The organism is Polaribacter sp. 11A2H, assembly GCF_011379025.1.
Taxonomy (GTDB): Bacteria; Bacteroidota; Bacteroidia; order Flavobacteriales; family Flavobacteriaceae; genus Polaribacter.
Window position 1 is genome coordinate 272246 of record NZ_WTLD01000003.1, and the last position, 26093, is coordinate 298338.

29 protein-coding genes are annotated in these 26093 nt (G+C 30.3%); 18 read left to right on the top strand and 11 right to left on the bottom strand.

From position 1 onward, the window contains the following. The first annotated feature begins 22 nt into the window (after positions 1-22). Positions 23-811: a hypothetical protein gene (locus GQS58_RS05520; protein WP_166383688.1), complete on the top strand. Its 789-nt coding sequence runs from the start codon at positions 23-25 to the stop codon at positions 809-811. 86 nt (positions 812-897) lie between these two features. Here the strand turns inward: GQS58_RS05520 and GQS58_RS05525 are convergent, their stop codons facing one another. Together GQS58_RS05525 and GQS58_RS17375 are read right to left on the bottom strand one after the other, a co-directional pair. Next, positions 898-1644: a uroporphyrinogen-III synthase gene (locus tag GQS58_RS05525; protein ID WP_166383690.1), complete on the bottom strand. Its 747-nt coding sequence runs from the start codon at positions 1642-1644 to the stop codon at positions 898-900. A gap of 17 nt (positions 1645-1661) precedes the next feature. Further along, positions 1662-2303 carry a DUF4271 domain-containing protein gene (locus GQS58_RS17375; RefSeq protein WP_166383692.1) on the bottom strand — a complete coding sequence of 214 codons (642 nt, stop codon included), beginning with the start codon at positions 2301-2303 and terminating at the stop codon, positions 1662-1664. Between the two features lie 82 nt (positions 2304-2385). Between GQS58_RS17375 and GQS58_RS05535 the strand changes: the two genes are divergently transcribed. From GQS58_RS05535 to GQS58_RS05550, 4 genes are all read left to right on the top strand, one after another. Next, positions 2386-3117 carry a polyprenol monophosphomannose synthase gene (locus tag GQS58_RS05535; protein WP_166383694.1) on the top strand — a complete coding sequence of 244 codons (732 nt, stop codon included), beginning with the start codon at positions 2386-2388 and terminating at the stop codon, positions 3115-3117. Continuing rightward, positions 3110-3571, top strand: a complete 462-nt coding sequence (locus GQS58_RS05540) for a GNAT family N-acetyltransferase (protein ID WP_166383696.1) — start codon at positions 3110-3112, stop codon at positions 3569-3571. Before GQS58_RS05535 ends, GQS58_RS05540 begins: the two co-directional genes overlap by 8 nt. 89 nt (positions 3572-3660) lie before the next feature. After that, entirely contained in the window at positions 3661-5001 is a 1341-nt protein-coding gene (locus GQS58_RS05545) for a dihydroorotase (protein WP_166383698.1), read from the top strand. Between the two features lies 1 nt (position 5002). After that, on the top strand, positions 5003-5467 hold the full coding sequence (locus GQS58_RS05550; RefSeq protein ID WP_166383700.1) for a DUF4296 domain-containing protein: 465 nt from the start codon (positions 5003-5005) through the stop codon (positions 5465-5467). On the opposite strand, the gene GQS58_RS05555 is transcribed toward GQS58_RS05550, so the two are convergent. After that, positions 5439-6461 (bottom strand): NAD-dependent epimerase/dehydratase family protein, encoded by a 1023-nt coding sequence (locus GQS58_RS05555; protein ID WP_166383702.1) that lies wholly within the window; start codon positions 6459-6461, stop codon positions 5439-5441. The genes GQS58_RS05550 and GQS58_RS05555 overlap by 29 nt on opposite strands. 185 nt (positions 6462-6646) lie before the next feature. On the opposite strand from GQS58_RS05555, the gene tyrS reads away from it, so the two are divergent. Then, positions 6647-7939 carry a tyrosine--tRNA ligase gene (gene tyrS, locus GQS58_RS05560; protein ID WP_166383704.1) on the top strand — a complete coding sequence of 431 codons (1293 nt, stop codon included), beginning with the start codon at positions 6647-6649 and terminating at the stop codon, positions 7937-7939. 161 nt (positions 7940-8100) lie between these two features. Here the strand turns inward: tyrS and GQS58_RS05565 are convergent, their stop codons facing one another. From GQS58_RS05565 to GQS58_RS05580, 4 genes are all read right to left on the bottom strand, one after another. Further along, positions 8101-8547, bottom strand: a complete 447-nt coding sequence (locus tag GQS58_RS05565) for a YHS domain-containing (seleno)protein (protein WP_166383706.1) — start codon at positions 8545-8547, stop codon at positions 8101-8103. Between the two features lie 3 nt (positions 8548-8550). Continuing rightward, on the bottom strand, positions 8551-9006 hold the full coding sequence (locus tag GQS58_RS05570) for a YHS domain-containing (seleno)protein (protein ID WP_166383708.1): 456 nt from the start codon (positions 9004-9006) through the stop codon (positions 8551-8553). 71 nt (positions 9007-9077) lie between these two features. Next, the gene (locus GQS58_RS05575; protein ID WP_166383710.1) at positions 9078-9857 is read right to left on the bottom strand and encodes an alpha/beta fold hydrolase; all 780 of its coding nucleotides are present in this window, start codon (positions 9855-9857) and stop codon (positions 9078-9080) included. Between the two features lie 66 nt (positions 9858-9923). Beyond that, a complete protein-coding gene (locus GQS58_RS05580) occupies positions 9924-10205 on the bottom strand; it encodes a hypothetical protein (RefSeq protein ID WP_166383712.1) in 282 nt (93 codons plus the stop codon). Between the two features lie 292 nt (positions 10206-10497). Here GQS58_RS05580 and GQS58_RS05585 point away from each other — a divergent pair, with 292 nt between their 5' ends. After that, positions 10498-12054 (top strand): serine hydrolase, encoded by a 1557-nt coding sequence (locus tag GQS58_RS05585; protein WP_166383714.1) that lies wholly within the window; start codon positions 10498-10500, stop codon positions 12052-12054. 1 nt (position 12055) lies between these two features. Continuing rightward, entirely contained in the window at positions 12056-13333 is a 1278-nt protein-coding gene (gene brnQ / locus GQS58_RS05590) for a branched-chain amino acid transport system II carrier protein (RefSeq protein ID WP_166383715.1), read from the top strand. A 132-nt stretch (positions 13334-13465) separates the two neighbouring features. Here brnQ and GQS58_RS05595 read toward each other — a convergent pair whose 3' ends face one another. From GQS58_RS05595 to ribB, 3 genes are read right to left on the bottom strand one after another with little or no spacing between them, the layout of a single operon-like run. After that, on the bottom strand, positions 13466-13870 hold the full coding sequence (locus GQS58_RS05595; RefSeq protein ID WP_166383717.1) for a hypothetical protein: 405 nt from the start codon (positions 13868-13870) through the stop codon (positions 13466-13468). Positions 13871-13893: 23 nt separating this feature from the next. Then, positions 13894-14469: a Crp/Fnr family transcriptional regulator gene (locus tag GQS58_RS05600; RefSeq protein ID WP_166383718.1), complete on the bottom strand. Its 576-nt coding sequence runs from the start codon at positions 14467-14469 to the stop codon at positions 13894-13896. Continuing rightward, entirely contained in the window at positions 14470-15132 is a 663-nt protein-coding gene (gene ribB, locus GQS58_RS05605) for a 3,4-dihydroxy-2-butanone-4-phosphate synthase (protein WP_166383720.1), read from the bottom strand. Between the two features lie 172 nt (positions 15133-15304). Here ribB and GQS58_RS05610 point away from each other — a divergent pair, with 172 nt between their 5' ends. The 5 genes from GQS58_RS05610 to GQS58_RS05630 all read left to right on the top strand — a co-directional run bounded on the left by GQS58_RS05610 (position 15305) and on the right by GQS58_RS05630 (position 19493). Beyond that, positions 15305-16144: a helix-turn-helix domain-containing protein gene (locus tag GQS58_RS05610; protein ID WP_166383722.1), complete on the top strand. Its 840-nt coding sequence runs from the start codon at positions 15305-15307 to the stop codon at positions 16142-16144. A 355-nt stretch (positions 16145-16499) separates the two neighbouring features. Next, positions 16500-17453 (top strand): Fic family protein, encoded by a 954-nt coding sequence (locus GQS58_RS05615; RefSeq protein WP_166383724.1) that lies wholly within the window; start codon positions 16500-16502, stop codon positions 17451-17453. A 431-nt stretch (positions 17454-17884) separates the two neighbouring features. Beyond that, on the top strand, positions 17885-18199 hold the full coding sequence (gene trxA, locus GQS58_RS05620) for a thioredoxin (RefSeq protein ID WP_166383726.1): 315 nt from the start codon (positions 17885-17887) through the stop codon (positions 18197-18199). Positions 18200-18528: 329 nt separating this feature from the next. Beyond that, a complete protein-coding gene (locus GQS58_RS05625; protein ID WP_166383728.1) occupies positions 18529-19062 on the top strand; it encodes a carboxymuconolactone decarboxylase family protein in 534 nt (177 codons plus the stop codon). Between the two features lie 56 nt (positions 19063-19118). Further along, positions 19119-19493, top strand: coding sequence for a plastocyanin/azurin family copper-binding protein (locus GQS58_RS05630; RefSeq protein ID WP_166383730.1), 375 nt, complete (start codon positions 19119-19121; stop codon positions 19491-19493). Positions 19494-19556: 63 nt separating this feature from the next. On the opposite strand, the gene ppk2 is transcribed toward GQS58_RS05630, so the two are convergent. After that, a complete protein-coding gene (ppk2, locus tag GQS58_RS05635) occupies positions 19557-20357 on the bottom strand; it encodes a polyphosphate kinase 2 (RefSeq protein WP_166383732.1) in 801 nt (266 codons plus the stop codon). A gap of 169 nt (positions 20358-20526) precedes the next feature. Here ppk2 and GQS58_RS05640 point away from each other — a divergent pair, with 169 nt between their 5' ends. The 5 genes from GQS58_RS05640 to GQS58_RS05660 all read left to right on the top strand — a co-directional run bounded on the left by GQS58_RS05640 (position 20527) and on the right by GQS58_RS05660 (position 26058). Next, the gene (locus GQS58_RS05640) at positions 20527-21306 is read left to right on the top strand and encodes an alpha/beta fold hydrolase (RefSeq protein WP_166383734.1); all 780 of its coding nucleotides are present in this window, start codon (positions 20527-20529) and stop codon (positions 21304-21306) included. Between the two features lie 79 nt (positions 21307-21385). Beyond that, positions 21386-22390 carry a sugar kinase gene (locus tag GQS58_RS05645; protein ID WP_166383736.1) on the top strand — a complete coding sequence of 335 codons (1005 nt, stop codon included), beginning with the start codon at positions 21386-21388 and terminating at the stop codon, positions 22388-22390. Between the two features lie 68 nt (positions 22391-22458). Next, positions 22459-22824, top strand: coding sequence for a hypothetical protein (locus GQS58_RS05650; RefSeq protein ID WP_166383738.1), 366 nt, complete (start codon positions 22459-22461; stop codon positions 22822-22824). A gap of 320 nt (positions 22825-23144) precedes the next feature. After that, a complete protein-coding gene (locus GQS58_RS05655) occupies positions 23145-24068 on the top strand; it encodes a hypothetical protein (protein ID WP_166383740.1) in 924 nt (307 codons plus the stop codon). A gap of 4 nt (positions 24069-24072) precedes the next feature. Then, positions 24073-26058 carry a TonB-dependent receptor plug domain-containing protein gene (locus GQS58_RS05660; RefSeq protein ID WP_166383742.1) on the top strand — a complete coding sequence of 662 codons (1986 nt, stop codon included), beginning with the start codon at positions 24073-24075 and terminating at the stop codon, positions 26056-26058. Positions 26059-26093 lie beyond the last annotated feature (35 nt).

The window sequence follows — 26093 nt, forward strand, 5'->3', positions numbered from 1 at the left end:
TTATTAACTTAAAACAATACATATGAAATTTAAAATATTAAGTATTATCTGTTTAACCTTAATTACACTTGTAGGCTGTAAAGAGACTAAAAAGGAAAAGGCAAACGATACTCCAGAAAAAAGCACAAAAATTACCTTAGAAAAATTAGAAAACTCACCAGAATACGCTACTGCTTCGCTTAAAATGATAACACCAAGTGATACAGTAATAAAAACGGTTGGAGAAACTCTTTTTAATTTTGAAGTAAATAATTACGAGTTAGGCGCAATAACAAAAAGCAATAACACAGCGCTTTTAGCAAATTCAGAAAAAGGACAACATATTCATTTTATTCTGAATAACGAGCCATATTCTGCGCATTATGAGCCAACTTTTAAAAAAGAGATACCTAACGGCGTGCATCATTTGGTTGCATTTTTAAGCAGATCTTATCATGAATCTGTTAAAAATAAAAACTCTGTAGTTGTTAAAAAATTAATTGTTGGAGAAGATACTAAAGATGATAAAAATTTAGACATAAGCGCACCAACACTTATTTATAGTCGACCAAAAGGAGAGTATACAGGAAAAGATACAGAGAACCTATTACTAGATTTTTTTGTATTAAATACACAACTTTCAGAAAATGGTAATAAAGTTCGTGCAACTATTAATGACAACGAATTTATAATAACAGAATGGGCACCAATGGTTATTAAAGGTTTACCAAAAGGAAAAGTTTCTATAAAATTAGAATTAATAGATGCAGAAGGAAAATTAATTCCGGGGCCTTTTAATAGTGTTGATAGAACAGTTACTTTAAAAGAATAATTAAATTTATAGCAAAAAAAAATCATAAAAAAACCAAGCAAAATTGCTTGGTTTTTTTTATGTAATTTATAGTATTTTAAGAAATATTACTTCTTATTTACTATTTTAATATATTTATCTAAAGCCATTGTCATAGAAGGTGTTTCTGGTGACGGCGCAGTAATATCGCATTTAAAACCTGCATCTGTAACTGCCTTAACAGTAGAGTTACCAAAAGCTGCTATTCTAGTTTTATTTTGTTGAAAGTTCGGAAAATTCTTTAAAAGAGATTCTATGCCTGATGGGCTAAAGAACACTAAAACATCATAAAATACATCTTCTAAATCAGACAAATCGCTAACAACTGTTCGATATAAATCTAATCGTTTCCAAGTGATCCCTAAACTATCTAATTCTTCAGGAATTAAAGGCTTTAGTTTATCTGAACTTGGCAATAAAAACTTTTCTGTTTTATGTTTCTTGATTAATTTTGTTAAATCTGGAAACGTTCTTGTACCTACATAAATTTTTCGCTTTCTGTAAACTACATATTTTTGTAAATAAAAAGCTACTGCTTCAGACTGGCAAAAATACTTCATCGCATCTGGCACCTTAAAACGCATTTCTTCTGCTATTCTAAAAAAGTGATCAACAGCATTTCTACTTGTTAAAATAATAGCGGTAAAGTTATGTAAATCAACTTTTTCTCCTCTTACTTCTTTGACAGAGATACCTTCTACATGAATAAAAGGTCTAAAATCTATCTTTACTTTTTGTTTATCCGACAGGTCAAAATAAGGGGAAGTTTCTGTCTTTGGTTCTGGTTGCGATACTAAGATCGTTTTCACTTTCATAAGATTCTTTTTTCTAGTTAAAACAGCAATCTAAACAGTATAAATAGCGGCGCTATTTCGAAGGCGCAAAGGTACAAAATAAAATAAAACAACTCGCTAAAAACCAGCTTTTTATTAATTACTGCGTGAAATATAAAGCGAATGGAAAATAATAAGACCGAAAAATAGACTAAGAAAAGTGTATTTAATTTTGAGTACTCTACCAAAACAATAGCTATAAGTAGAAAAAAGGAAACAGAATATAAATAAACAGATTTAGAAACTAAAAAGAAATCTAACCTTTTATCGATCTTAAAAACGACAGAAAACAAAAATTCTAACAACCTTTTAAAAGTTAAATAAGAAAAAACAACACCTAAAACCTTTAAAAAAGTAAAAAAACCTTCTTCAGCAGTAGAATTATAATACAAATAGATTTTATATACTAGTAAAGAAAGAACTACAATAGAAAAAATAAAAACAATGTTTTTAAAGGGATTAAAAAAAGAACTATTCTCCTCTATTTCAGAATCTATAAAACTTTCATTAAACAAAGAAGACACACTGCCTTTTAACCTAACAGCACTCAACCCTCTTAAAAGGAAAACACAGGCAAACAAGCATACCAATAATATGGTAATCCAACTGTTATCTATTACTACTCTTTCTATTGCTTGCACCTATTTTTGTTTTGGTAAGATTAACACAAAATTAGTAATTAAAAAATGTATATTTGTCTACTTACCACATGAAATTTTATTTATGTCAGATGCGTTAGTCATAATACCTACTTATAACGAAAAAGAAAATATAGAAGCTATTATTAGAGCCACTTTTAATCAAAAGGAAAAATTCCATATTTTAGTTGTAGATGACAATTCTCCTGATGGAACCTCAGATATTGTAGAAAACTTAATTTTAGAATTTCCAAATCAGCTATTTTTAGAAAGAAGAATCGGTAAAAGTGGTTTAGGCACTGCTTATATACATGGTTTTAAATGGGCCATTGCTAAAAAATATGATTATATTATAGAAATGGATGCCGACTTTTCTCACAATCCTAAAGATTTAATTCGCTTGTATAAAGCTTGTAAAAAAAAGGGAGCAGATGTTTCTATAGGTTCTAGATATTCACAAGGAGTAAATGTTGTGAATTGGCCTATGAAACGAGTTTTACTTTCTTATTTTGCTTCTAAATACGTCCGTTTTATTACTAGAATTCCGGTTTGTGATACTACAGCAGGTTTTGTATGTTGGAAAAGAAATGTACTCGAAACCATAGCATTAGATAAAATAAAATTTATTGGTTATGCTTTTCAGATAGAAATGAAGTTTAAAGCATGGAAACATGGCTTTAATATAAAAGAAGTCTCTGTAGTTTTTACAGATAGAACATTAGGAACTTCTAAAATGAGTGGAAACATTATTTCTGAAGCTTTGTTTGGCGTAATAAAAATGAGATTAAAAGGATTACCAAAAAAGGTTTATGAATAAAATTACTATTAGAACTGCTTCTTTAAAAGATTTAGAAACCCTACTAGAGTTTGAACAAGGTGTTGTAGCTGCAGAAAAACCTTTAGATCCTTTTTTAGGTGATGGTAAATTGTCTTATTACAACATACCCGAATTAATTTCTAATAAAGACATTTATTTTATTGTTGCTATTTCTAACGATCAAATAGTGGCTTCTGGGTACCTTAGAATAGAAAACTCTAAACATTATCATAAAAATCCAAAACATGGTTATATTGGTTTTATATTTGTAAAACCAGCTTTTAGAGGAAACAAGATTAGTAATTTAATTTTAGAGTCTTTAAAAAATTGGGCAGTAAAAAAAGATATAAAAGAATTAAGATTGGATGTTTATAGCAATAACTCTGCTGCAATAAAATCTTACGAACGCTTTGGTTTTACAAAAATCTTAGTGAACATGAAAATGGGTATTTAGCAGACATAAATAATAAAAAAAAGAATTAAAATACTTTACTAACTTTGTAAAAATAAGCAAAGCATTTTCAGAAAAAATAATTATAAAAAATGGTGAAATCAACTTTAATAAAAAACGCAAGAATTGTAAATGAAAATAAAACTTTTTTAGGCGATGTTCTCATTGAAAACGGAATTATAAAAGAAGTTTCATCAGATATAAAAGCAACTGAAAATGTTGAAATAATTGATGCAGAAGGAAAATATTTAATTCCTGGTTTTATAGATGACCAAGTACATTTTAGAGAACCTGGTTTAACACATAAAGCAAATATTGCTACAGAAAGTAGAGCTGCCGTTGCTGGCGGAATTACTACTTTTATAGAAATGCCAAACACCGTACCACAAGCTACAACGCAAGATTTATTAGAAGATAAATTTATAATTGCAGCAAACGATTCTTACGCTAATTATTCTTTTATGTTTGGTGGAACAAACGATAATTTAGAAGAATTATTAAAAACAGATCCTAAAAAAGTAGCCGGAATTAAATTATTCTTAGGTTCTTCTACAGGAAATATGTTGGTTGATAATGAAGAAATTCTAGAGAAAATTTTCTCATCAACAAAAATGATTATTTCTGTACATTGTGAAGATGAAGCAACTATTAGAAAAAACACACAAGAATTTGTTGACAAATATGGCGATGATATTCCTCTAAAATACCATCCAATTATTAGAAGTGAAGAAGCTTGTTATTTATCCTCTTCTAAAGCTATTGAGTTGGCAAAGAAAACAGGGGCAAGATTGCACATTTTTCATGTTTCAACCGCTAAAGAAACCGAACTTTTTAGAAATGATATTCCTTTAGAAGAAAAACAAATTACTGCAGAAGTTTGTGTGCATCACTTATGGTTTTCAGACAAAGATTACGAAGAAAAAGGGACTCATATTAAATGGAATCCAGCAGTAAAAACAGAAAAAGATAGACTTGGTTTATGGGAAGCCTTGTTAGATGATAGAATTGATGTTTTAGCTACAGACCACGCTCCGCATACTTTAGAAGAAAAAACAAATGTATACACAAAAGCACCAAGTGGCGGACCTTTAGTACAACATGCCGTTATTGCGCTTTTAGAAAAAGTAAAAGAAGGAGTGATTCCTATTGAAAAACTAGTTGAAAAAATGAGCCATAATCCGGCAAAATTATTTCAAATTGAAAAACGAGGCTTTATAAAGGAAGGGTATTTTGCAGATATCGTTTTAATTGATACCAACAAACCTCAAACTGTATCTAAAGACAATATTTTATACAAATGTGGTTGGTCTCCTTTTGAAGGCACTACATTTTCATCAACCATAACACATACCTTTGTAAATGGAAATTTAATCTATAATGAAGGTATTTTTAATGATAATATTAAAGGAAAACGCCTAACTTTTAATCGTTAATATGAAAAACTTAAGTTATTTTCTTGTTTCTATTTTCTTGGTTTCTTGCACAAGTAACACCATTTTTAAAGAACCAAAAGACCTCATTCCTAGAGACACAATGACCTTATTACTTGGTGATATGATGATTGCCTCTTCTGCTAAATTTGTACCAAACAAAAACCAGCAAAATAAGGTTAATTACATGGCTTTTATATATGATAAATATAAAATAGATAGTCTGCGTTTTCAGAATAGCAACTTATATTATACGTCTAAAATAGATTTATATCAGGAAATGATTACCGATGTTAAAAAAAACTTAGAAGAAAAAAAAGATTTTTATAAAAAGATAAGTTCACGTAAAGACTCCATTAGAAGGGATTCTATTAAAAAAGTGGGGGAAAAATTGAAAGAATTAGATTCTATTAAAGAAACTGAACCGATTTTAGAAGTCGCTAAGGCAGATTTTGAGATAAAGAATTAACATAGCTATCAGATACTTCTTTTATCACTTCATCAACTTTTTCAAACTGAAAAGGCAGCATTTTTTCAACTTTTTCTGACGAGTATTTAGATATTGAATGTGCACTTCTTGCTGAATATTTACTCAACAATGGCTCCTTTCTTGAAAATAGAGACAACACCCAAGAAACTCTCCAAAAAATAGCGGTTTGCCAAGGCTTACTATTTTTTGTTGGTCTTTTTTTACCGAAAGCATCAGCTATAGAAAAGAAAATTTCTTTAAACGATTTATTCTCTGCTACTAAAATAAAACGTTCATTTTTAATGCTAGAGTTCATCAATTTAATCATTGCTGCAACAACATCTTTTACACCTACAAAACCTGTAATTCCGTTTGTATAATAGTTTAATCCGTTATAAACTTGTGAAAATATTTTACCGGAACCAGCAGTATAAAATCCGCTTCCTAAAATAACACCTGGGTTTACAATAACTACATCAACTCCCTCTTGACTTGCACGCCAAATTTCCATTTCTGCACCAAATTTTGTTATCGAATAACCACTATTATCAGATTCTGGGTTCCACTCATTCTCTTCAGTTATAAGACCACCTTTTAAAGAATCTCCTACAGAAGCAATAGAACCTACAAAACAAATTTTATGCACTTTTGCATCAATGGAAAGGTTTACAATAATCGCTGTTCCATGTATATTTACTTTGCGCATTTCTCTATAATCTTTAGGATTAAAGGAAATAAATGCTGCGCAATGATATACTTTTTCAACTCCAATAAAAGCAGGAATCATAGCAGGAACGTCTGTAATATCTGCTTTAAACCATTCTATTTTAGAAATTAAATCTGCAACATCATCAGCATAAAAAGAAAAGACTTCTTGTACTTTTTTAATTCTTTCTTCAGAACGGTAAATAGCACGTATTTTTTCACCATTTTTAACTAAATGATATAACAAATGTGCACCAACTAAACCTGTTCCTCCAGTAACTAAAATCATACCGCGAATTTATGATATTTTCATTGATAAGTTTATCTTTGCATAATGAAAAATAGCAAATAAATAATTGCTATAAGATGCCAAATTGAGCTTGTCTAGATTGATAATTTAAACGATCAATACACAAAACTTAAACAAGCTGAATTTGGCATTCGTATTTTGAATTGAATTAATTTAGACTTATAATGACAAATTTTGTTGAAGAATTACGCTGGCGTGGATTATTGCATGATATTATGCCAGACACGGAAGACTATTTATTAAAAAATAAAACTGCTGGTTATATTGGTTTTGATCCAACTGCAGACTCACTACATATTGGTAGTTTGGTGCAAATATTTATTTTGAAACATTTTCAAAATGCAGGTCATAACCCTATTGCTTTAATTGGTGGAGCTACTGGTATGGTTGGTGATCCTTCTGGAAAATCTGCAGAACGTAATTTGTTAGATGAAGTTACTTTGGCAAAAAATGTTGCTGGTGTTAGAGAAAATCTAGAACGTTTTTTAGACTTTGATGCTGCTGCAGAAAACAAAGCAGAATTGGTAAACAATTACGATTGGATGAAAGATATTTCATTAATCGATTTTGTAAGAGATACAGGGAAACATATTACTGTAAACTACATGATGGCTAAAGATTCTGTAAAGAAACGTTTGAGTTCTGAATCTTCTGTTGGTATGAGTTTTACAGAATTTACATATCAATTATTTCAAGGATACGATTTTTATCATTTATACCAAGAAAAAAATTGTAGACTGCAAATGGGGGGTTCAGATCAGTGGGGAAATATTACCACAGGTACAGAATTAATCCGTAGAAAAGCACAAGGAAAAGCCTATGCCATTACAGTTCCTTTAGTAACAAAAGCAGACGGAACAAAGTTTGGTAAAACAGAAGGAGGTAATGTTTGGTTAAATACAGACAGAACCTCTCCTTATAAATATTATCAATACTGGTTAAATTCTTCAGATGAAGATGCAGAAAACTTTATTAAAAAGTTTACATTTTTAGATAAAGAAACTATAGAAAACTTAATTGCAGAACATAAAGAAAACCCGCATTTACGTTTGTTACAGAAAAAATTAGGCGAAGAAGTTACTATTTTAACACATGGTAAAGAAGCGTATGAGAATGCTTTAAAAGCTTCTAATATTCTATTTGGTAAATCTACTGCTTCTGACTTAAAATCTTTAGACGAACAAACATTTTTAGATGTTTTTGATGGTGTGCCACAAGCAACTGTATCAATCTCTGATGTAGAAGAAGGTTTAGATATGATAGGGGCTTTGGCTGCAAAAACAAACTTTTTAAGCTCTAATGGAGACGCAAGAAGAGCGTTAAAAGAAAATGCAATTTCTGTAAATAAAGAAAAAATAAAAGAGGATTATTCTATTACAAAAGAAGATTTAATAGCGAACAAATATGTCTTATTACAACGTGGTAAAAAAACATATTATTTATTAGTAGTTGAGTAATTTAAATAACAATATCGTTTCTAAATGAACTTTTTTTAGTCATTGGGAAGTCTAGTTATTGTACCAAGTAGTAATCTATTGATAATTATTTAATAAAAAAAGAGCTGAATATATTCAGCTCTTTTTTTTTACAACATTCACAAAACCCCCCGATATTGCTTTCAATCTTCATTCTTTATTTTAAGCCAGTTTTCATCTGCTTTATCTCTAAGTACCTCTGCTCCTTCTTTCTCCCATAACTCTAACGTATTTGTTCCCCAAGAATTGTAGAATAAATATAATTTTCCATCTCTAATCTCAAAAGTGTTAGGATCTATAGAAACTTTCTCTCCTTTTACGCCAATTGCATAAGCGCAATAGCCTCCATAGGCAGGCACGTATTTTTTAGGTGATTTATTAAAAATCTCTAAATTTTCTTTTGATGAAAATTTAAAATCTACCCCATCGTATGATGTTGTAAATTCTTTATCTCCTTTTTCTGCATTATTATTAAAATAAGCAACAACATCGTACCCTTCTGCTACAAAACCTTTTTTGGTATTATAATCATTTTTCTGCCCTACAGCTGTAAATGAAATTAGCAGAAAAAGAATTCCTAAATTTCTCATTATTTAATTGTTTTTATGTTTTAAACCTTGCCAATTTTTGTCTGCTTTTATTTGTAATTTCTTCGTATTTCCTTCTTTCCAATCCTCTAACTTATTACCAAAAAAAGAACTATAAAATAAATATAATTTACCATCTCTAATTTCATAAGCCTCTGCATCTATATACATTTTTGTGTTTTTCTCTGCAACAGCATAAGCACAATACCCACCATATTGTGGAACATATTTTTCGGGATTTTCTGTAAACATTTTTAAATGCTCCTCTGAAGAAAATTGAAATTTAGCACCATCGTAGGCCGCTACAAATTTCTTTTTACCTTCTACTGGTTTTTTGTCTACAAAATAAGAAACCACATCATATCCTTCTGCTACAAAACCTTTTTTAGTATTATAATCTATTTGTTGCGCTGATAAAAGAGTGGAAATTCCTAAAAAAAGGAATAGTAGAAATTGTTTCATTCGATTGATTTTTTATAAACAGTCGAACAAACTTCAAAATAATTACAAGAAACTATAAGATAAAGGTTAAATTAACAGCTTTTTATGAATTTTTTTAAAGAAAGAATCAATTCTGGAGTATTTTCAATATGACTCATATGGCCATCAGGAAAAACAACCAATTCAGAATTTGTTTTTTTAGCTTCCTCTTTAGAGCTTTCTAAATTTAAAACAAGATCTTTTTCTCCAACAATTATTAATTTTTTAAAATTATTTTCAGCTAAAACAGCATTGGTATTTAGACGGTTTTTCATCCCTTCATTCGCAGCAACATAACCTTGTAAAGATGTTTTTAAGGCTTCTTTTTTTATTGCCTCAATCTCTTCTTTATATGTTGATACATGTTCTTGATTAAATAAATTTGAAATGGACATTTTAACCATGTTTTCAAAATTATTTTGAACCATTTTATTTGCTCTAATTCTTATTTTTATGCGTTCTTCAGAATCTTTTTCTGAAGTTGAATTTAACAAGCATAATCCCTTTATTTTAGAAGTATTCATTTTGGCAAGAGCTAAAGAAATATAGCCTCCTAGAGAATGCCCAACCAAAATAAATTTTCTGATTTTTAAGTGTTTTAAAACAGCTTCTACCGTTTTAGCAAATAGCTCCATAGAATGTACATAACCTAAGCAATCAGATTTTCCGTGACCTAGTAAATCAATGGTAATTATTCTATTTCTTTTGGTAAGTTCTGGCACAATTTTATCCCACATAGTGGAATTTTCTAAAAAACCATGTATAAGAACAACAACGGATCCCTTTCCTTGATCTGTATAAAAAATATTAGCGTTTTTGTAGACTAAAAGCATAGTGAAAAATTAAAAACAATTCAACCCTAAAAGGGTTTTAACCCCTTTCAGGGATACTTAACAAAACTATACTACCTTAATATTTAACCATTTTTCTACAGCAATAATATCCGTTTTTTGTTGGTGCGAATCTATAAAATTTTCTTTTGTATCAAATTGATAAAGTACTTTATCTTTTTCTATAGATGATTTTTTATCAGAAATTATAGAAAAATAAGAACTCCAAGGATAATCAGCTAATTTTTGAACAAAACCATGTTGAATAGGGTTTTTATGAATATATAAAATTAAATTTTTTAGATACGTTTCATCTTTCAGATCTATTCTTCTAAATGGTTTTTCTAACAAAGACCCATGCGTTTATTTTGTTTATTAATTGCTTGTATATTTTTTATATAATTTTAAAAAAATAACGATAGTTTTCATCAGAATAAAATAAGTCTTCACCATTAATTCCTCTATTATAAATATGATAGAAATGATCTCATTTAATGGTTTCTAATGCTCGCATTTTTAATTTTTATTGATAAGAACTCTAAAAGTGCTTGACCCCCTTTTAGAGTTCATCGAATATTTATAAAATATCACATTTAAAGATATGAAAAATATGTATATTTCAAGGATAAAACTCACCTCAACAATGTTCAACTTTAAACAAGCAATTATTTGCTTTTTATTACTATTTATAATAGTAAATAGTAACGCTCAAATTTCAGAAAAAAACCTCGATAATTTAATAGAAAACACCTTAAAAACTTTTGATGTTCCTGGTATTTCTGTCGGAATTTTAAAAGACGGAAAAATTGTGTATGCTAAAGGACATGGAGTTCGTTCTTTAACCAACAAAAAAGACATGAATGAAAACACCTTGGTTGGTATTGCTTCTAACAGTAAGGGTTTTACATGCTTTGCTTTGGCTATGATGGTAGATGCGGGGAAATTAAATTGGGACGATAAAGTAAGAAAATACATTCCCGAATTTGAAATGTACGATGCTTGGATTACACAAAACATAACAGTTCGTGATCTAGTTACACACAGAAGTGGTTTAGATTTAGGATCTGGAGATTTAATGTTTTTTCCTGAAAACAATAATTTTACCACAAAAGACATCATCAATAATGTAAAACATTTAAAACCATCGAGTAAATTTAGAACCGATTTTAAATACAACAACAATATGTTTATTGTTGCAGGTGAAGTATTAAAACGTGTTAGCGGACTTAACTGGGATGAATTTATTGAGACTAAAATAATGAATCCGGTTGGTATGACTAGCAGTAAAGCATCTTACAACCGAGTTACAAACAGAACAAATATTATTGATGCGCACACAAGAGCAGACGGAAAAGTAATTCAGATTCCGCATGATTGGAGCGAAACTGCAAACCCTGCTGGCGGAATTGTAAGTAACGTAAAAGACATGCTTACATGGGCAAATTTTTTAATGAATAATGCAGTTACCAAAAACGGAGAACGCTTGCTAAGTGAAACTCAATTTCATGAACTATGGCAACTACAAACTCCTTTAAAAGTAAGTAAAAACGATTCTTACAACTCTAATTTTAGAGGTTACGGTTTAGGCTGGTTTTTAACAGATGTAAAAGGCGGACATAAACAGGTGTACCATACAGGTGGTTTATTGGGTACCGTTACTCAGTTTACTATGATTCCAGATTTAGATTTGGCCATTATTGTATTAACAAACCAAATGAACGGAAGTGCTTTTAACACCATTACAAATACGGTAAAAGACACGTATTTAGGTTATGAAGATAGAAACTGGTTAGAAAATTTAGGAACTAACAATACCGAATATTTAAAATACAACGACAGTATAAAAGCAAGTGTTTATAGTAAAGTAGCGCTAGCTAAAGCTGATAAAAGCCTACCGAAACCTTCACAAATTGTAGGGACTTATAATGATGCCTGGTTTGGAAATATGACCATTTCTAATGATGGAAATTCTTACCTTATAAAATGTGAGCGCTCTGCTACTTTATTTGGCGAGTTGTTGCCTTACAACCAAACAACCTACGTTGCAAAATGGAACAATAGAAGTTATGATGCAGATGTTTTTGTACAATTTTCTTTTGATGAAAAAGGAAATACTACAGGAGCCACCATGAAATTTATTGCACCAATTACAGATTTTAGTTTCGACTTTAATCATTTAAACTTTAAAAAAGTAAACTAAATTGAACAAAACAAAAGATATTTGGATTGCAGGTTTTGCACTTTTCTCACTCTTTTTTGGCGCAGGAAATTTAATTTTACCTCCATCTTTAGGCGTTAAATCTGGTGCAGATTGGTGGATTGTTGTTTTAGGTTTTATCTTAACAGCTATCATTATTCCTATTTTTGCCATTTTTGCACATGCAAGGTTACAAGGTACTTTGTATGATTTTGGTAAAAAAGTATCACCTGTTTTTAGTACTATTTTTTGTTTCTTAATATACATTATAGCAGCGGCAATTCCGTCTCCAAGAACTGCTGCCGTTACACATGAAATGGCAATTCAACCATTTTTTAATACACCTCCCATTTTAACAAGTATTGTCTACTTTGTTTTGGTGTTTATTTTTGCAGTAAATCGTTCTAAAATAATAAGTTTAATTGGTAAGTTTTTAACACCAATTATTGTGCTTATTTTATTAGTAATTATAGGAATAGCCTTTTTCACTTCTCCGGGAACCGTAAATCCATCAACCTTTAAAAATCCTTTTGTAGATGGAATTTTAGAAGGCTACCAAACTTTTGACGCTATTGCTGGTGTAGTTGTAGGTGCCGTTATTATCATCTCTTTAGATTATAGTAATCATAACACCTTTAACGAGAAAAGAACATTGATTAGAAAAGCGGGTTATATCTCTGGGATTGGTTTATTACTTATTTACGGAGGTTTAATTTTAAGCGGATCATTATTCAGTGCTACCTTTGCAGAAAATGCTTCTAGAATTGAAATTTTATCTGGCTTAAGTACACAAACTTTAGGGCATTTCGGAACCATATTTTTAAGTATTTTGGTTGCCTTGGCTTGTTTTACAACTGCTGTTGGTATTGTTACCGGAACCGCAGATTATATAAAAGGTATTTGCAATAATTCTAAGACTGCGTATATTGTTACAGCAGCAACAGCTTCAATTATTGGTGTTATTGTTGGGAGTTATAATGTTGGGTTTATTATTGATGTTGCAGTGCCTGCATTAATGTTTGTCTATCCAATTACTATTGTTTTAATTCTACTAAACGTGGTACCAGAAAAATACGCTTCTAAATTGGTTTTTAGAGGTGTTGTAATTGTCACTTTTATTTTTAGTATTCCAGATTTCTTAGGGTTTATCATTCCTAGAGAAAACTTAACGGGTATTAAAAGTTTTATTCCTTTAGCAGCACATAGTTTGGGTTGGGTGTTGCCTGCTTTGTTGGTTTTTGTATTGTTAAACCTAAAAACTTATACGACAAAAAAAAACTGATTAAACATCGTTTCTCTTGAAGAAACTGAAAACTTAAAATACTGATTCTTAATTAAACAAAAAATAAAACCCTATCTAAAATACATTTTAGATAGGGTTTCCTTTTTTGTTAGACAATTTACAATAAAGAGTCTAGTAATTTACTTTTGCGTTGTTTTTTAACTTGTCCTTTACAATAGGAAATAGATTATAAGTTGGATAAATTTCCGTCTTAAAAGCTTTCCAAGCAGTTCTTTCAATTGCTAAATTTACAGCAGCTAATTTTGAAGCAGGAAGTTCTAGTACTACCATTTGACCAAGTCCCATAACCACATACCAATCAACTACAGAAGTACCTTCTGGAGGAAAGCTTTCATAAAAACCTTGATCTGTTCTTATCTTTTCAATCTCATGTAAAGTCATGCTTTGATCGTGTTTAAGAAAAATAGTTAATAGCAACTTGTCACTAGTTTTTTCAGAACTGGTTTTTACATCAGTAGACTGTGAATAACCAGTAAATTGCAATAAGAATAATCCTAGTAATAATGCTTTTTTCATGTTTTATAATTTTTAGTTTAGTATTAAATTTTAGATTTTATTCTACTCAAAGTTTCTTGTGAAATATTAATATACGAAGCTACAATTTTGTTTGGTAAGCGTTTTACAATGTTTGGGTTTATTTTAAATAGTTGCTTGTATCTTTCAGATGCATCTAGTGTAGTAAATGATATTAATCTCTTAGAATTATTTACATATGCTTTTTCTAAATAGATGCTATAAAAGTCTTTCCATTTAGGCACAATAGTCATAAGATGTCTAAAATCATCGTGGGTAATATATAGAAGTTCACTGTTTTCAATAACTTGAATCGTTTCTTGCGCAGGTTCATTGGTAATAAAACTAACCAGTTCTGTAGCAAACTGATTTTCAAATGCAATATAACGTGTTACGTCTTTTCCTTCCTCATTGATATAAAATAGTCTTAAGCTACCTTTTTTTACAAAATAACTAAGCTGACTATTTTTTCCATTGGAAAGTAAAATTTCATTTTTCTTTTTTTTTATTGTTTTAAAATAAGACAACACGATTTTTAAATCTTCATCATCAATATTTATATTTTTTTTTATGAAATTAGTGAGTTCTATATTGTCTGCCATCTATTTGTAATCTCTTACAAATGTACGATAATGAATAATATCTTGTATAGATACTACGATCAAATTATGCTCATTTGCAAACTCTAAAATGGTGTCAGTTTTTGCCATTGTTCCATCATCGTTCATTAATTCACACAGTACAGCTTCTGGTTTTAAACCTGCTAATTTCATTAAATCTACGCTACCTTCTGTATGTCCTTTTCTTTCTAAAACGCCATTATCTTTAGCTCTTAAAGGAAAAACATGACCTGGTTTTGCTAAATTGGCACTACTCGCATTTTCTTTGCAAGCAGCTTTTATGGTTGTTAATCTGTCTTTAGCAGAAACTCCAGTAGTAACACCTTCTTTGGCTTCAATTGTAATTGTAAAAGGTGTTTGGTAGCTACTTGTATTTTCTTTTACCATATACGGTAATTCCAGTGCATCTGCTTTTTTATTGGGCAAACAAAGACAAACAATACCACTACATTTTCTAACCATAAGTGCCATTTGATCATTGGTCATATTATGTGCAGAAAATATTAAATCTCCTTCATTTTCTCTATCCTCATCATCCATTAAGATAATTCCATTTCCTTGCTGAAGATGTATAAAAGCTTTTTCTAATCGTTCTTTACTGTCATTACCAAACATTTTTAATGCATCTAATTCCGTAAGTACCATTTTATATTCTATTTAATTTTGCGATAGCAAAACTACTATTGTCTCAAGTGAAATTATTTGATGTAAGTCAATAAATTTATTTATTTTTAAAAATTGAATAAAGTTTATATTTAGAAATAAAACGTAAAGTTTATAACTATTTTTACGACCAACAAACAAAACAAACTCAAATTTGGCAATTCAAGATATTACAAAATACTCTTTTCAGAATACTTTTTCTTTAAGTACAGTTGCTTTTGAAAAAGCCTGTACAATAGATCATAATGAGCAAGTAAATGCGTATTCTATTTATTGGATTCAAGAAGGTAGTGGAACCTATAATATCGATTTTGAACAATATACTTTTGATGATAATGTGCTGTTCTTCTTGTCTCCAGGGCAAGTTTTTACGGTAGATTCCGAGCAAATAAAAACCGCTTACAAACTTACTTTTGTTAGAGATTTTTACTGCATACAAACCCACGATCAAGAAGTGGCCTGTAACGGAATTCTATTCAACAATATCTATGAAACACCGTTTGTAAAACCTTGCGAAAAAGACACGGCAAAACTCAACTTTATTTTAGAAAGTTTAATAGAAGAATTTCAACAAAACGAAACTGCACAATACGATATGCTGCAGTCTTATTTAAAACAATTTATTATTTCTGCAGTTCGTGTAAAAAAAGAAAACCATGTTATTAAAGAAGACGTAGAAACGCGTCTTTTTAAAGATTTTAGCTTGTTGGTAGAGCAGAATTTTAAAACCATGCACTCGGTAACCGAGTACGCAAACAGATTAGGACTTTCGCCAAAATCGATAACCAAACACTTTCAGAAATTGGGAGCAAAAACGCCATCAGACTTTATTAAAAACCGTATTTTGTTAGAAGCAAAACGGTTGTTAGTCTATACCGACAAAACGGTAAAAGAAATTGCTTTCGAACTTGGTTTTAACGATCCTGCATATTTTACACGTTTCTTTACCAAGGGTATCGAAAAATCGCCGCTTCAATTTAAAAAAGAGTATTAGTTGTTTATATTTTACCTCAGCAGTATTATAAAATTCTTTTTAAAGACTAATTAACAGTGTTCATTTAGTTTTTTTTCATTCAGTTTTGTCATTTCGAACCTTTTGAGAGAAATCGCATAAATTTTGGTTGTTATGTTATCACTGTTATGAGATTTCTCCTATTGTCGAAATGACAAGTTTGTGGTTTGTGTTTTTTTTCGTTCAGTTTTGTCGTTTCTAACTTTTGGGAGAAATCCAATAAAGCTTTGTTGGTGTTGTGTTATCACTATGTTTTGCTCAATTAAAAAATTCCGTTTCATCCAATAAGTATAGTTAAATGATTGTATATTTGATACTATCAAATGATAGTATCACTATGAAACCACCTTACGAAATAACTTCTTCTATTTTAAAATTAATAACTTCTATTTCAGAAAAAATAGGTGAAGTAAATGCCAACTTGTTAAATAAACCTTCTCCAAAATTAAGGAAACAAAATAGAATTAAAACTATTCATTCTTCTTTAAGAATTGAAGGTAATACACTTACCGAAGAACAAATAACAGCGCTTCTTGAAAACAAAAGAGTTATTGGTCCAAAAAAAGATGTACTTGAAGTTTTAAATGCCATAGAAATCTACGAAAATTTAGATATTTATAAACCATCTAATGAAAAATCTTTTTTAAAAGCGCATAAAAACTTAATGAAAGACCTTATTGAAGATGCAGGGAAATATAGGAAACAAAGTGTTGGTATTGTAAAAGGTTCTAAAGTAGAACATGTAGCTCCTCCTTTTAAAAACCTTCCTTATTTAATGAAAGACCTTTTTGAATATTTGAAAAAGTCAGACGAAATTGAATTAATTAAAAGTTGTGTTTTTCATTATGAAATGGAATTCATACATCCATTTTTAGATGGTAATGGAAGAATGGGAAGATTATGGCAAACGCTAATATTAATGGAAAAATATCCAATATTTGAGTTTTTGCCTTTTGAAACTTTAATTAGTAACGATCAAGAAAAATATTATAAAGCTTTAGCTGAAAGTGATAAATCTGGAAAATCAACAAAGTTTATTGAATATATGTTAGGAGTAATTGATATTTCAATAAGTGAATTATTAAATTTTAATAATCGAACATTAAACGAAAAAGACAGATTAGAATATTTTGTTTCTTTAAATAAAATTCAGTTTACTAGAAAAAATTATATGGATATATTTAAAGACATTTCTTCTGCAACCGCAAGTCGAGATTTAAAAAAAGGTACAGAGTTAAATTTATTTGAAAAAATAGGAGAAAAAAATAAAACAATCTATAGAATAAAATAACAGGGCACAACACCGTGTATTAAAAATTGCTATATTAGTCCTTAATAAAAAGTAGTTGCATTTTTGTGAACTACAATTTTCCTTAGAAAAATAGCCGTACACTTAAAACGAAACTTTCAATACACAACAACCATGAGACTTCTCCAAAAGTCGAAAAGACAAGTTTGTGGTTTATTTTTTTGGGAGTGCCCTTATCAGGTCAGGCTTTCGCAACTCGCTTTTTAAAGTTTTATCAAACTTAAAAAGAGCTCAAACAAATTGCTCTATCCTTCACGCGTGCATTTTTGCCAACTATTTTACGCTGTCCTAACAGTAAGAACTTCTGTCCATTTTTAAACCTTCATTTGGGTTGCATCTTTGCAGTGTGTAACAATAACAACACAACAACAAATAATTTATCCTGCGTTAGCAGCAACTAAAAATAAGAAAAAATGGAAATTCAATTAGAACAAACAAACTTTACGAATGTTATAGAAAATAACAGTAACGTATTATTAGATTTTTATGCAGATTGGTGTGGACCTTGTCAGACATTATTACCAACTATAAACAAATTAGCAGACGAATTAAAGGACGATGTAACCATTAAAAAAGTAAATGTTGATGAATATCCAGAATTTGCAGCACAATTTAATGTAAGAAATATACCAACCTTAATTTTCTTTAAAAACGGAGCACCTGCAGACAGACATACAGGTTTAATTACAGAGAGTAACTTAAGAGCTAAAATAGACAAACTAAAATAAACGCTGCAATCATTTAAAAAAAAGGCAACTTTTTAAGGAGTCCTAATCAAAGGAACTTTTGTCCAATTTTTGAAGTCCTTATCGGTTGCATCTTTGCAGAGCCAACTATTAGAAACGCTTTTTAAAAGCATTTCAAAAAAACAAAAAAGTGTCATTCCCATGAAAATGGGAAACTAACAACAATAATATGAAAACAATAGAAAACGCACAATGTCCTAACTGTTGGGGTTACCAAACATACGACGATCAAAACACAGCACAACAACTTTGCAAATGCAAAGCATAATATAAAAGAAGAACAAAACATTAATAATATAAAAAATAAAATTATGAGCACATTTAACGTACCAACAAAAAACGAAGTATCAGAAAATAACAAAGCAATTTTTGGTCAATTAGAAAAAGGATTAGGTTTTGTACCTAACTTATACGCTGCATTTGCACACAGTGAAACAGCATTAGGTAACTTTTTAGCAATAGGACAAGGAAAAACAAGTTTTTCTGCTAAAGAAAAAGAAGTAATTAACTTAGCTGTAAGTCAAGTAAACCAATGTGTTTATTGTTTATCTGCACACACTGCAATTGGTAAAATGAATGGTTTTACAGAAGCGCAAATCTTAGAATTAAGAGCAGGTAAAGCTTCTTTTGATGCAAAGTTAAATGCTTTAGCTAATTTTTCTAAAAGTGTAGCAGAAAACAGAGGTGCTGCAACAGCAGAATCTGTAGAAAACTTATATGCAGCAGGGTATACAAAAGGAAACTTGGCAGATGCAATTATCTTAATAGGAGAAATTACAATTACCAACTATTTTCACAAAACAACAGATGTTGCAGTAGATTTTCCTGTAGCACAAGCATTATAAATAAAAGTAAATAAGAATAATAATCAATTTTTAATAATTAGTAATACACAACAATCATGAAAAAAGTAATTGCAATTTTAGTAGTAGTTTTAGGTTTCGCATTTAATACAAATGCACAAGACAAAATGATAAAAACACCTGTAAAAACAGTGTCTTTAGAACAAACAAATGGTGAGTTTACTCAGAAACAAATTACTTTATCTGAAGGAACTTATATTTTTGAAATAGCAAACAACAACGTAGGGCACAATGTAGGTTTTGTTTTAGCACCAAAAGCAGATGTAAAAGCGCACATTAAAAACGCGTATGTTACTGCACAAGTAGAAAACAATACTAAAGGGAATTCTAAAGAGGTAGTTCTTAAAAAAGGAGAATATGTTTATTTCTGTCCTTTAAACCCAACACCACAATATACTTTAATAGTAGAATAATTTTTAAAATTGGGGAAATTAAGAAGGCGAACAGAAATGTTCGCCTTTTTTTATTTTTAGAAACTAAAACTTTTCTGGCACAAAGGTTTGGTAATCCATTGGTGGTCTTACATACGCTTTACCATCTGGTAATGGCGGAAGCTCAATTGGTTTAATATCCATCTGTTTATAAGGAATTTTACTTAACATGTGGCTAATGCAATTTAACCTCGCCTTCTTTTTATTTTCTGAATTTACTACAAACCACGGCACTTGTTTGGTGTCTGTATGTGCAAACATTTGATCTTTTGCTTTAGAATATTCTAACCAACGTGAGCGAGATTGTAAATCCATCGGACTAAATTTCCAACGTTTTAAAGGATTAGAAATACGGTTTTTAAAACGTCTTTCTTGCTCTTCATCACTAACAGAAAACCAATATTTTAAAACAATAATGCCAGATCTTACCAACATACGTTCAAACTCTGGGCAAGAACGTAAAAACTCATCATATTCTTCTTCTGTACAAAAGCCCATTACTTTTTCTACGCCTGCTCTGTTGTACCAACTTCTATCAAACAACACAATTTCTCCTGCGGCAGGTAAATATTGCACGTAACGTTGAAAATACCATTGAGATTTTTCTTTTTCGGTAGGAACACCTAAAGCTACCACTTTGCAAATTCTAGGGTTTAAAGGCTCTGTAAAACGTTTTATAGTTCCACCTTTTCCAGATGCATCTCTTCCTTCAAAAAGGATAACTACTTTTAATCCTTGGTTTTTAACCCACTCTTGCATGTGCACCAATTCTGTGTGCAATATTTTTAATTCTTGGTCATAATTAAGTTTATTTTTTTTTCTGTTTGAAGTTGTTTCTTTTTCCATTTAGGCAAATTACAAAAAATAGAAAAAACAGGAAACAAATTTCTTTTAAGAAAGGCTATTTTAAATTTATTATAAATAATAAAAGGGTTAAAAAAACAACTAAAAACTTCATCAAAATTAAAAGTCTTATTTTAGCACTTCCATTTTAATAGCTATCAAAAATAAATATTTGCTAAACTACTATTCATATCCACATACAACCTCTAAAGAATGGGTTACTTTTGTTCATGGAGCAGGAGGCAGTAGTTCTATTTGGTTTAAACAAGTACGAGATTTTAGAAAACAGTTTAATGTTTTAATTTTAGACTTGCGTGGTCATGGAGATAGCAAACCTACACTAAAAGATACTTTTAAAGCAAAATATACTTTTGATTCTATTACGGCCGATATTGTAGAAGTAATTGATCACTTAAAAATTGAAAAATCTCATTTTATTGGTATTTCTTTAGGTACCATCTTAATAAGAAATCTTGCCGAAAAAAGACCAGAAATGGTAAAAAGCATGATTATGGGAGGTGCCATTATAAAAATGAATTTCCGCTCTCAGGTTTTAATGAAAGTTGGTAATATCTTTAAATCTGTAGTGCCATATATGATGCTATACAAACTCTTTGCATTTATTATTATGCCAAAGAAAAATCATAAAAAATCTAGATTGCTGTTTGTAAACGAAGCGAAGAAATTATATCAAAAAGAATTTTTACGCTGGTTTAAATTAACATCAGAAATCAATCCTTTACTTCGTTTTTTTAGAACAAAAGACATTCAAATTCCTACATTGTACGTTATGGGTGCCGAAGATCATTTGTTTTTACCTTCCATAAAAAACATTGTTTCTAAACATGTTACTGCATCACTATTTGTAATTGAAAATTGTGGTCATGTGGTAAACGTAGAACAGCCAGAAATGTTTAACAACCAGACAATTCGTTTTATTACATCTTTATAATTCCACAAACTTAATTTAATATAAAATAGATCATTAATAGATTATTATACGGTATATTTACCTTTTAAACACATTTATTATGAATCAAATAATTACATTTGGAGAGGTTTTAATGCGAATTTCACCTTCAGGAAACAAAAAATTTATTCAATCTAACCAAGTAGAGTTTTATTTTGGTGGTACCGAATTAAATGTTGGTATTTCTGTAGCCAATTTTGGACAAGATGTAAAACATATTTCATGTGTTTCTGATGATTTTATAGGTGATACTGCAATTTCTTTTCTAAGAAAATTTGACGTAAGCACTTCAGCAATTGTTCGTTCTAACAGACCTTTAGGTGTTTATTTTTTAGAAGTTGGTGCTGTTATGAGACCGAGCTCTATTTCTTATAATAGATCTCACTCTTCTTTTTCTGAAATTCAACCAGAAATGGTAAATTGGGAAAAATCTTTAAAGCAAGGAAAATGGTTTCATTGGACCGGTATCACACCTGCGCTTTGTAAAGGTGGTTATGAAACTTTAAAAGAAGGATTAATTCTTGCCCAAAAAAAAGGTATGGGAATTTCTGCAGATCCTACATACAGAAGTGGTTTATGGAAATGGGGAGGTACTCCAAAAGAAATTTTATCAGAATTAGTAAATTATTCCACCGTTTTTATTGGTGGTGTAAATGAAATAAATGAACTTCTAGAAACCAATTACTCTTACTCTAACGACGATTTTATTGAGGCTAGTAAACAGTTAATGGAAACATATCCTACCATAGAAAAAGTATTTGATAAAATTAGAACTTCTATCAATTCTTCTTGGCATAAAATTAGAGCGAGAATGTGGAACGGTAAAGAATTTAAAGAAACTCAAGATTTAGACATTACGCATATTGTAGACAGAATTGGGACTGGTGATGCTTTTGCAGCCGGAATAATACATGGTTTACAAAAATTTGATGACTATAAAGCAATGCAATTTGGTAGCGCTGCTTGTGCCATTAAACACACCTATTTAGGTGATATTAATTATGCAAACGAAAAAGAAGTAATGAGTATTCTAGAAGGAAATACTACTGGAAGGTTACAGCGATAAAATACTATCTATTTTTTATAAGATTAGTAATCTTAGGAAATTTTATAAAAAAACAAGATATTTGCATCGTGAAAATAGCTGCCATATTTTTATCGGTATTCTTGCTTACCAAACCCTTGCTTCCATTATTGGAGTATGCTGCTTTTTACGATTATATTAAAAACGAACTTTGTGAAAACAAAGATGCTCCAGAGTTACAGTGTAACGGTAAATGTCATTTAGCAAAACAAATTGTGAAGGCAGGAGATTCTGAAAGTGGTAATGAAAAAAACCAATCTTTTAAAGTAGAAATTTCTATCGTTTATTTTCAAGAAACAACTCACAAAGAATCTTTCCTTTTGTCTAAAGACGAAAATTTAAAAATAAGTACTTCATATAATAACACCTATAAATTTCATTATACGGATGTTGTTTTTCACCCACCACTCGCTTAATTTCTTCATACTAAGAAACGCAATACACCAAATAATTGGTGCTTAATTAATTTTAATTAGGCATCTAGTTCTGTGCTATCAATTAGAAATAATTAATAGTAAAGAACAACACACCGTTAAGTTTTTTTTAAAACAAAAGCTTTTTACGCAGTGTTTGGTAAGCGTGTTTCTTAACGATTTCTTTTTAGTAGTAAAAATGCAATTATAGCAATTGTGTTTAGCTGATAATGTGCAATATACTTTCTTAAAAACGAGTAATTGTTCTCCTATTTGTTGCTACTAGTTTTTCAACAGTTTTTTAATAAAACAGTCCTAAAATAATGAAACATTTACAGATAATTGTAATTGCAATTTCTATTGTAATAACTTCTTGTACGCTAGATAAAACGAATTACGAAGCCGAATTAAATATAGAAACTACAGAATATATTGAGTTCGAAGAAGTAACTATCGCAAATAATGAAAATTATAGCATTAGCATAGAAGCTTTAAATGGTACTTTGTATAAAGGTTATAATGAGGTTCATCTAAACATCACCAAATTAGAAACAGGTGAGAACATCGATAATTCTAAAATTACCTTTTTACCAATTATGACCGATGCGAATGGTAATAAATCTTCTTGTCCGCATGAATATAATCTAACATATAATGCAACCGAAGGGTATTACGTAGGATATGTTGTGTTTACAAATGAGAGTAGTTCTACAGTAGATTGGCAGTTGTATATCGGTTTTACTGATAATACTAAAACTCAATCTATCGATAAAGTTATCACTGTAGAAGAGCAAACAAATATGAACCTAAACATGACGGCTTTTACAGGCAATGATAACGAGCAGTATTTTATTGCTTTAGTTGCACCTCAAAGTCCGCGTGTGGCACAAAACGATTTGGTTGCTGGTATTTACAAATACAACAAGCCAACTAATGCCTCAGGAGAATTTACTGATGTTACGCAATTTTCGTATTCAGCAGTAGAAAATCACACATTATTAATAGATCCAAGAATGCCTGAACCTTCTATGGGAAATCATTCATCACCTTATAATGAAGATTTATCCCAAGAAAGTGATGGTTTGTATCATGGAGTTGTGAATTACACTATGACAGGGAATTGGACGTTGAATTTCATTTTAAAAGATGAAAATCAACAAATAATAAAAGGAAACGAAGTTTCTACCGAATTTACTCCAGGAGTAGAAGGAGAAAGAGGAGAACTTCATATTGATATCTTATTTTAAGAATATGAAAATAATAACGATAGCAATCCTATTATTAGCAACTCTCGCAAATGCACAAACTGTTGAGAAGAAAAAAGATAGTTTAGGTGGCGTCTTAGAAGAAGTAATAATTATAGCGGCTAAAAAAAATAAAATAGAAACAGACATGAAAATGGCAGTTTCTGTGGATGAATTTTTAGCCTCGTCAGACAACATCAGTTTTATTAAACGTGGTGCTTATGCTTGGGAGCCGTTGTTGAATAACATGAGTACAGAACGTTCTTTAGTGACCATAGATGGTATGCATGTTTTTGGCGCTTGTACCGATAAAATGGACCCGGTAACGTCTTATGTAGAAAGTAATAATTTATCTGATATTGATATAAAATCAGGACAAGAGGGCAGTTTGCATGGAGCAACAGTTGCTGGTAGCATCGATTTGAAAAGGAAAAGTACCGCATTTACAATTGGGGAGAATTACAAAGGTGCTTACCAAACAGGATTCGAGTTTAATAACAAACAGTTTTTTAACCTTGCAAACTCCTCTTATTCTAGTGAAAAATTAGTAGTAGATGGAAGTATCTCTAACAGAAAAGCATCAAATTACTCAGACGGAAATAATGACGAAGTACAACATTCTCAGTTTGAAAAATTGAACGCTTCTTTAGGAGTCGCTTACAAAACAAGTGATTTATCCTCTGTAAGAGTAGATGCCATTTTTGATAGAGCTAAAAATGTTGGTTTCCCAGCATTACCAATGGATTTGTCTTTGTCTAGAGCGTTAATTACATCGGTTACCTACAAACAATTTTTTGAAAAAGGAATTGTAAAAGTGTGGGACACCAAAGTGTATTTTAATGCTATAGAACATTATATGGATGATACCACACGTCCGGAAAACTTGGTTCACATGGACATGCCTGGTTGGAGTACAACGTATGGTTTGGTTTCTAAAGTAAATCTTCAGAAAGGTAATTTATCATCTGAAGTGCAATTGAATGCCTACAATAATTTATCTATTGCAGAAATGCGTATGTATCCACAAGACAGAAGTGAGCGAACCATGTTTGCATATAGTTGGCCTTGGGTTACTACAACCTACGCAGGACTTTCAATAAGTAATTTATGGGATATTTCTGATACAAGTCAACTAAGTTTTGGAGGCTCTCTAGGTGTCAATTACAATTATTCTAAATATGTAGAATTCAATTGGATTTTTCACCCGGGAACACCACAAGAAAAAACAAGATTTTTACCAAGTTTAAATACAAGTTATCATTTAAATGTAGGTGATTTTAATTTTTCTGTTGGTGGTGGTTACGGTCATAGAGCGCCTTCTGTTTCCGAAGGATATGGATATTATATTTATAACAGTTTCGATCGGTATGATTACATCGGAAACCCAGATTTGAAAAATGAAATTTCTTATGAAGTAAATGCGAGTACTGGCTTCGAAAACGAAAAAGGAAGTATCAATGCCAAAGTGAACTATTTCTATATTCAAAATTATATTATAGGAAGAATTTTAAGTTTGGGGAGTCCAATGAATTATCAATCTGTGGGTGTTAAAGGATATACCTCTTTAGATTATGCAACATTGTTCAATTTCTCACTAAATACCAAGTACAATATTTTGGAAAACTTACATTGGAAAGGAACGTTAACCTATGCAAGAGGTTTAGATGATAATAAAAAGAATTTACCATTTATTCGTCCGTTGAGTTATCAAACTTCGCTACATTTTTCTCATAAAAATTTCGGTTTTGGAACAGCACTAAATGGTGATTTCAAACAAAATAATTACAGTCCAGAATACGGAGAAGACGAAACGCCATCTTACAAAAACTTTAATATTTCTGCAGATTATACTTTTTACATTAATAATTACAAAACAGTTTTTCAGGTAGGTGCAGAAAACCTATTTAATGAATATTACAGCACCTACGCAGATTGGGGAAACATCCCCAGAATGGGACGTAACATTTTTACGTCTTTAAAGATCAATTTTTAAACAAAGAATAATAACATCAATTAAAATTAATACAA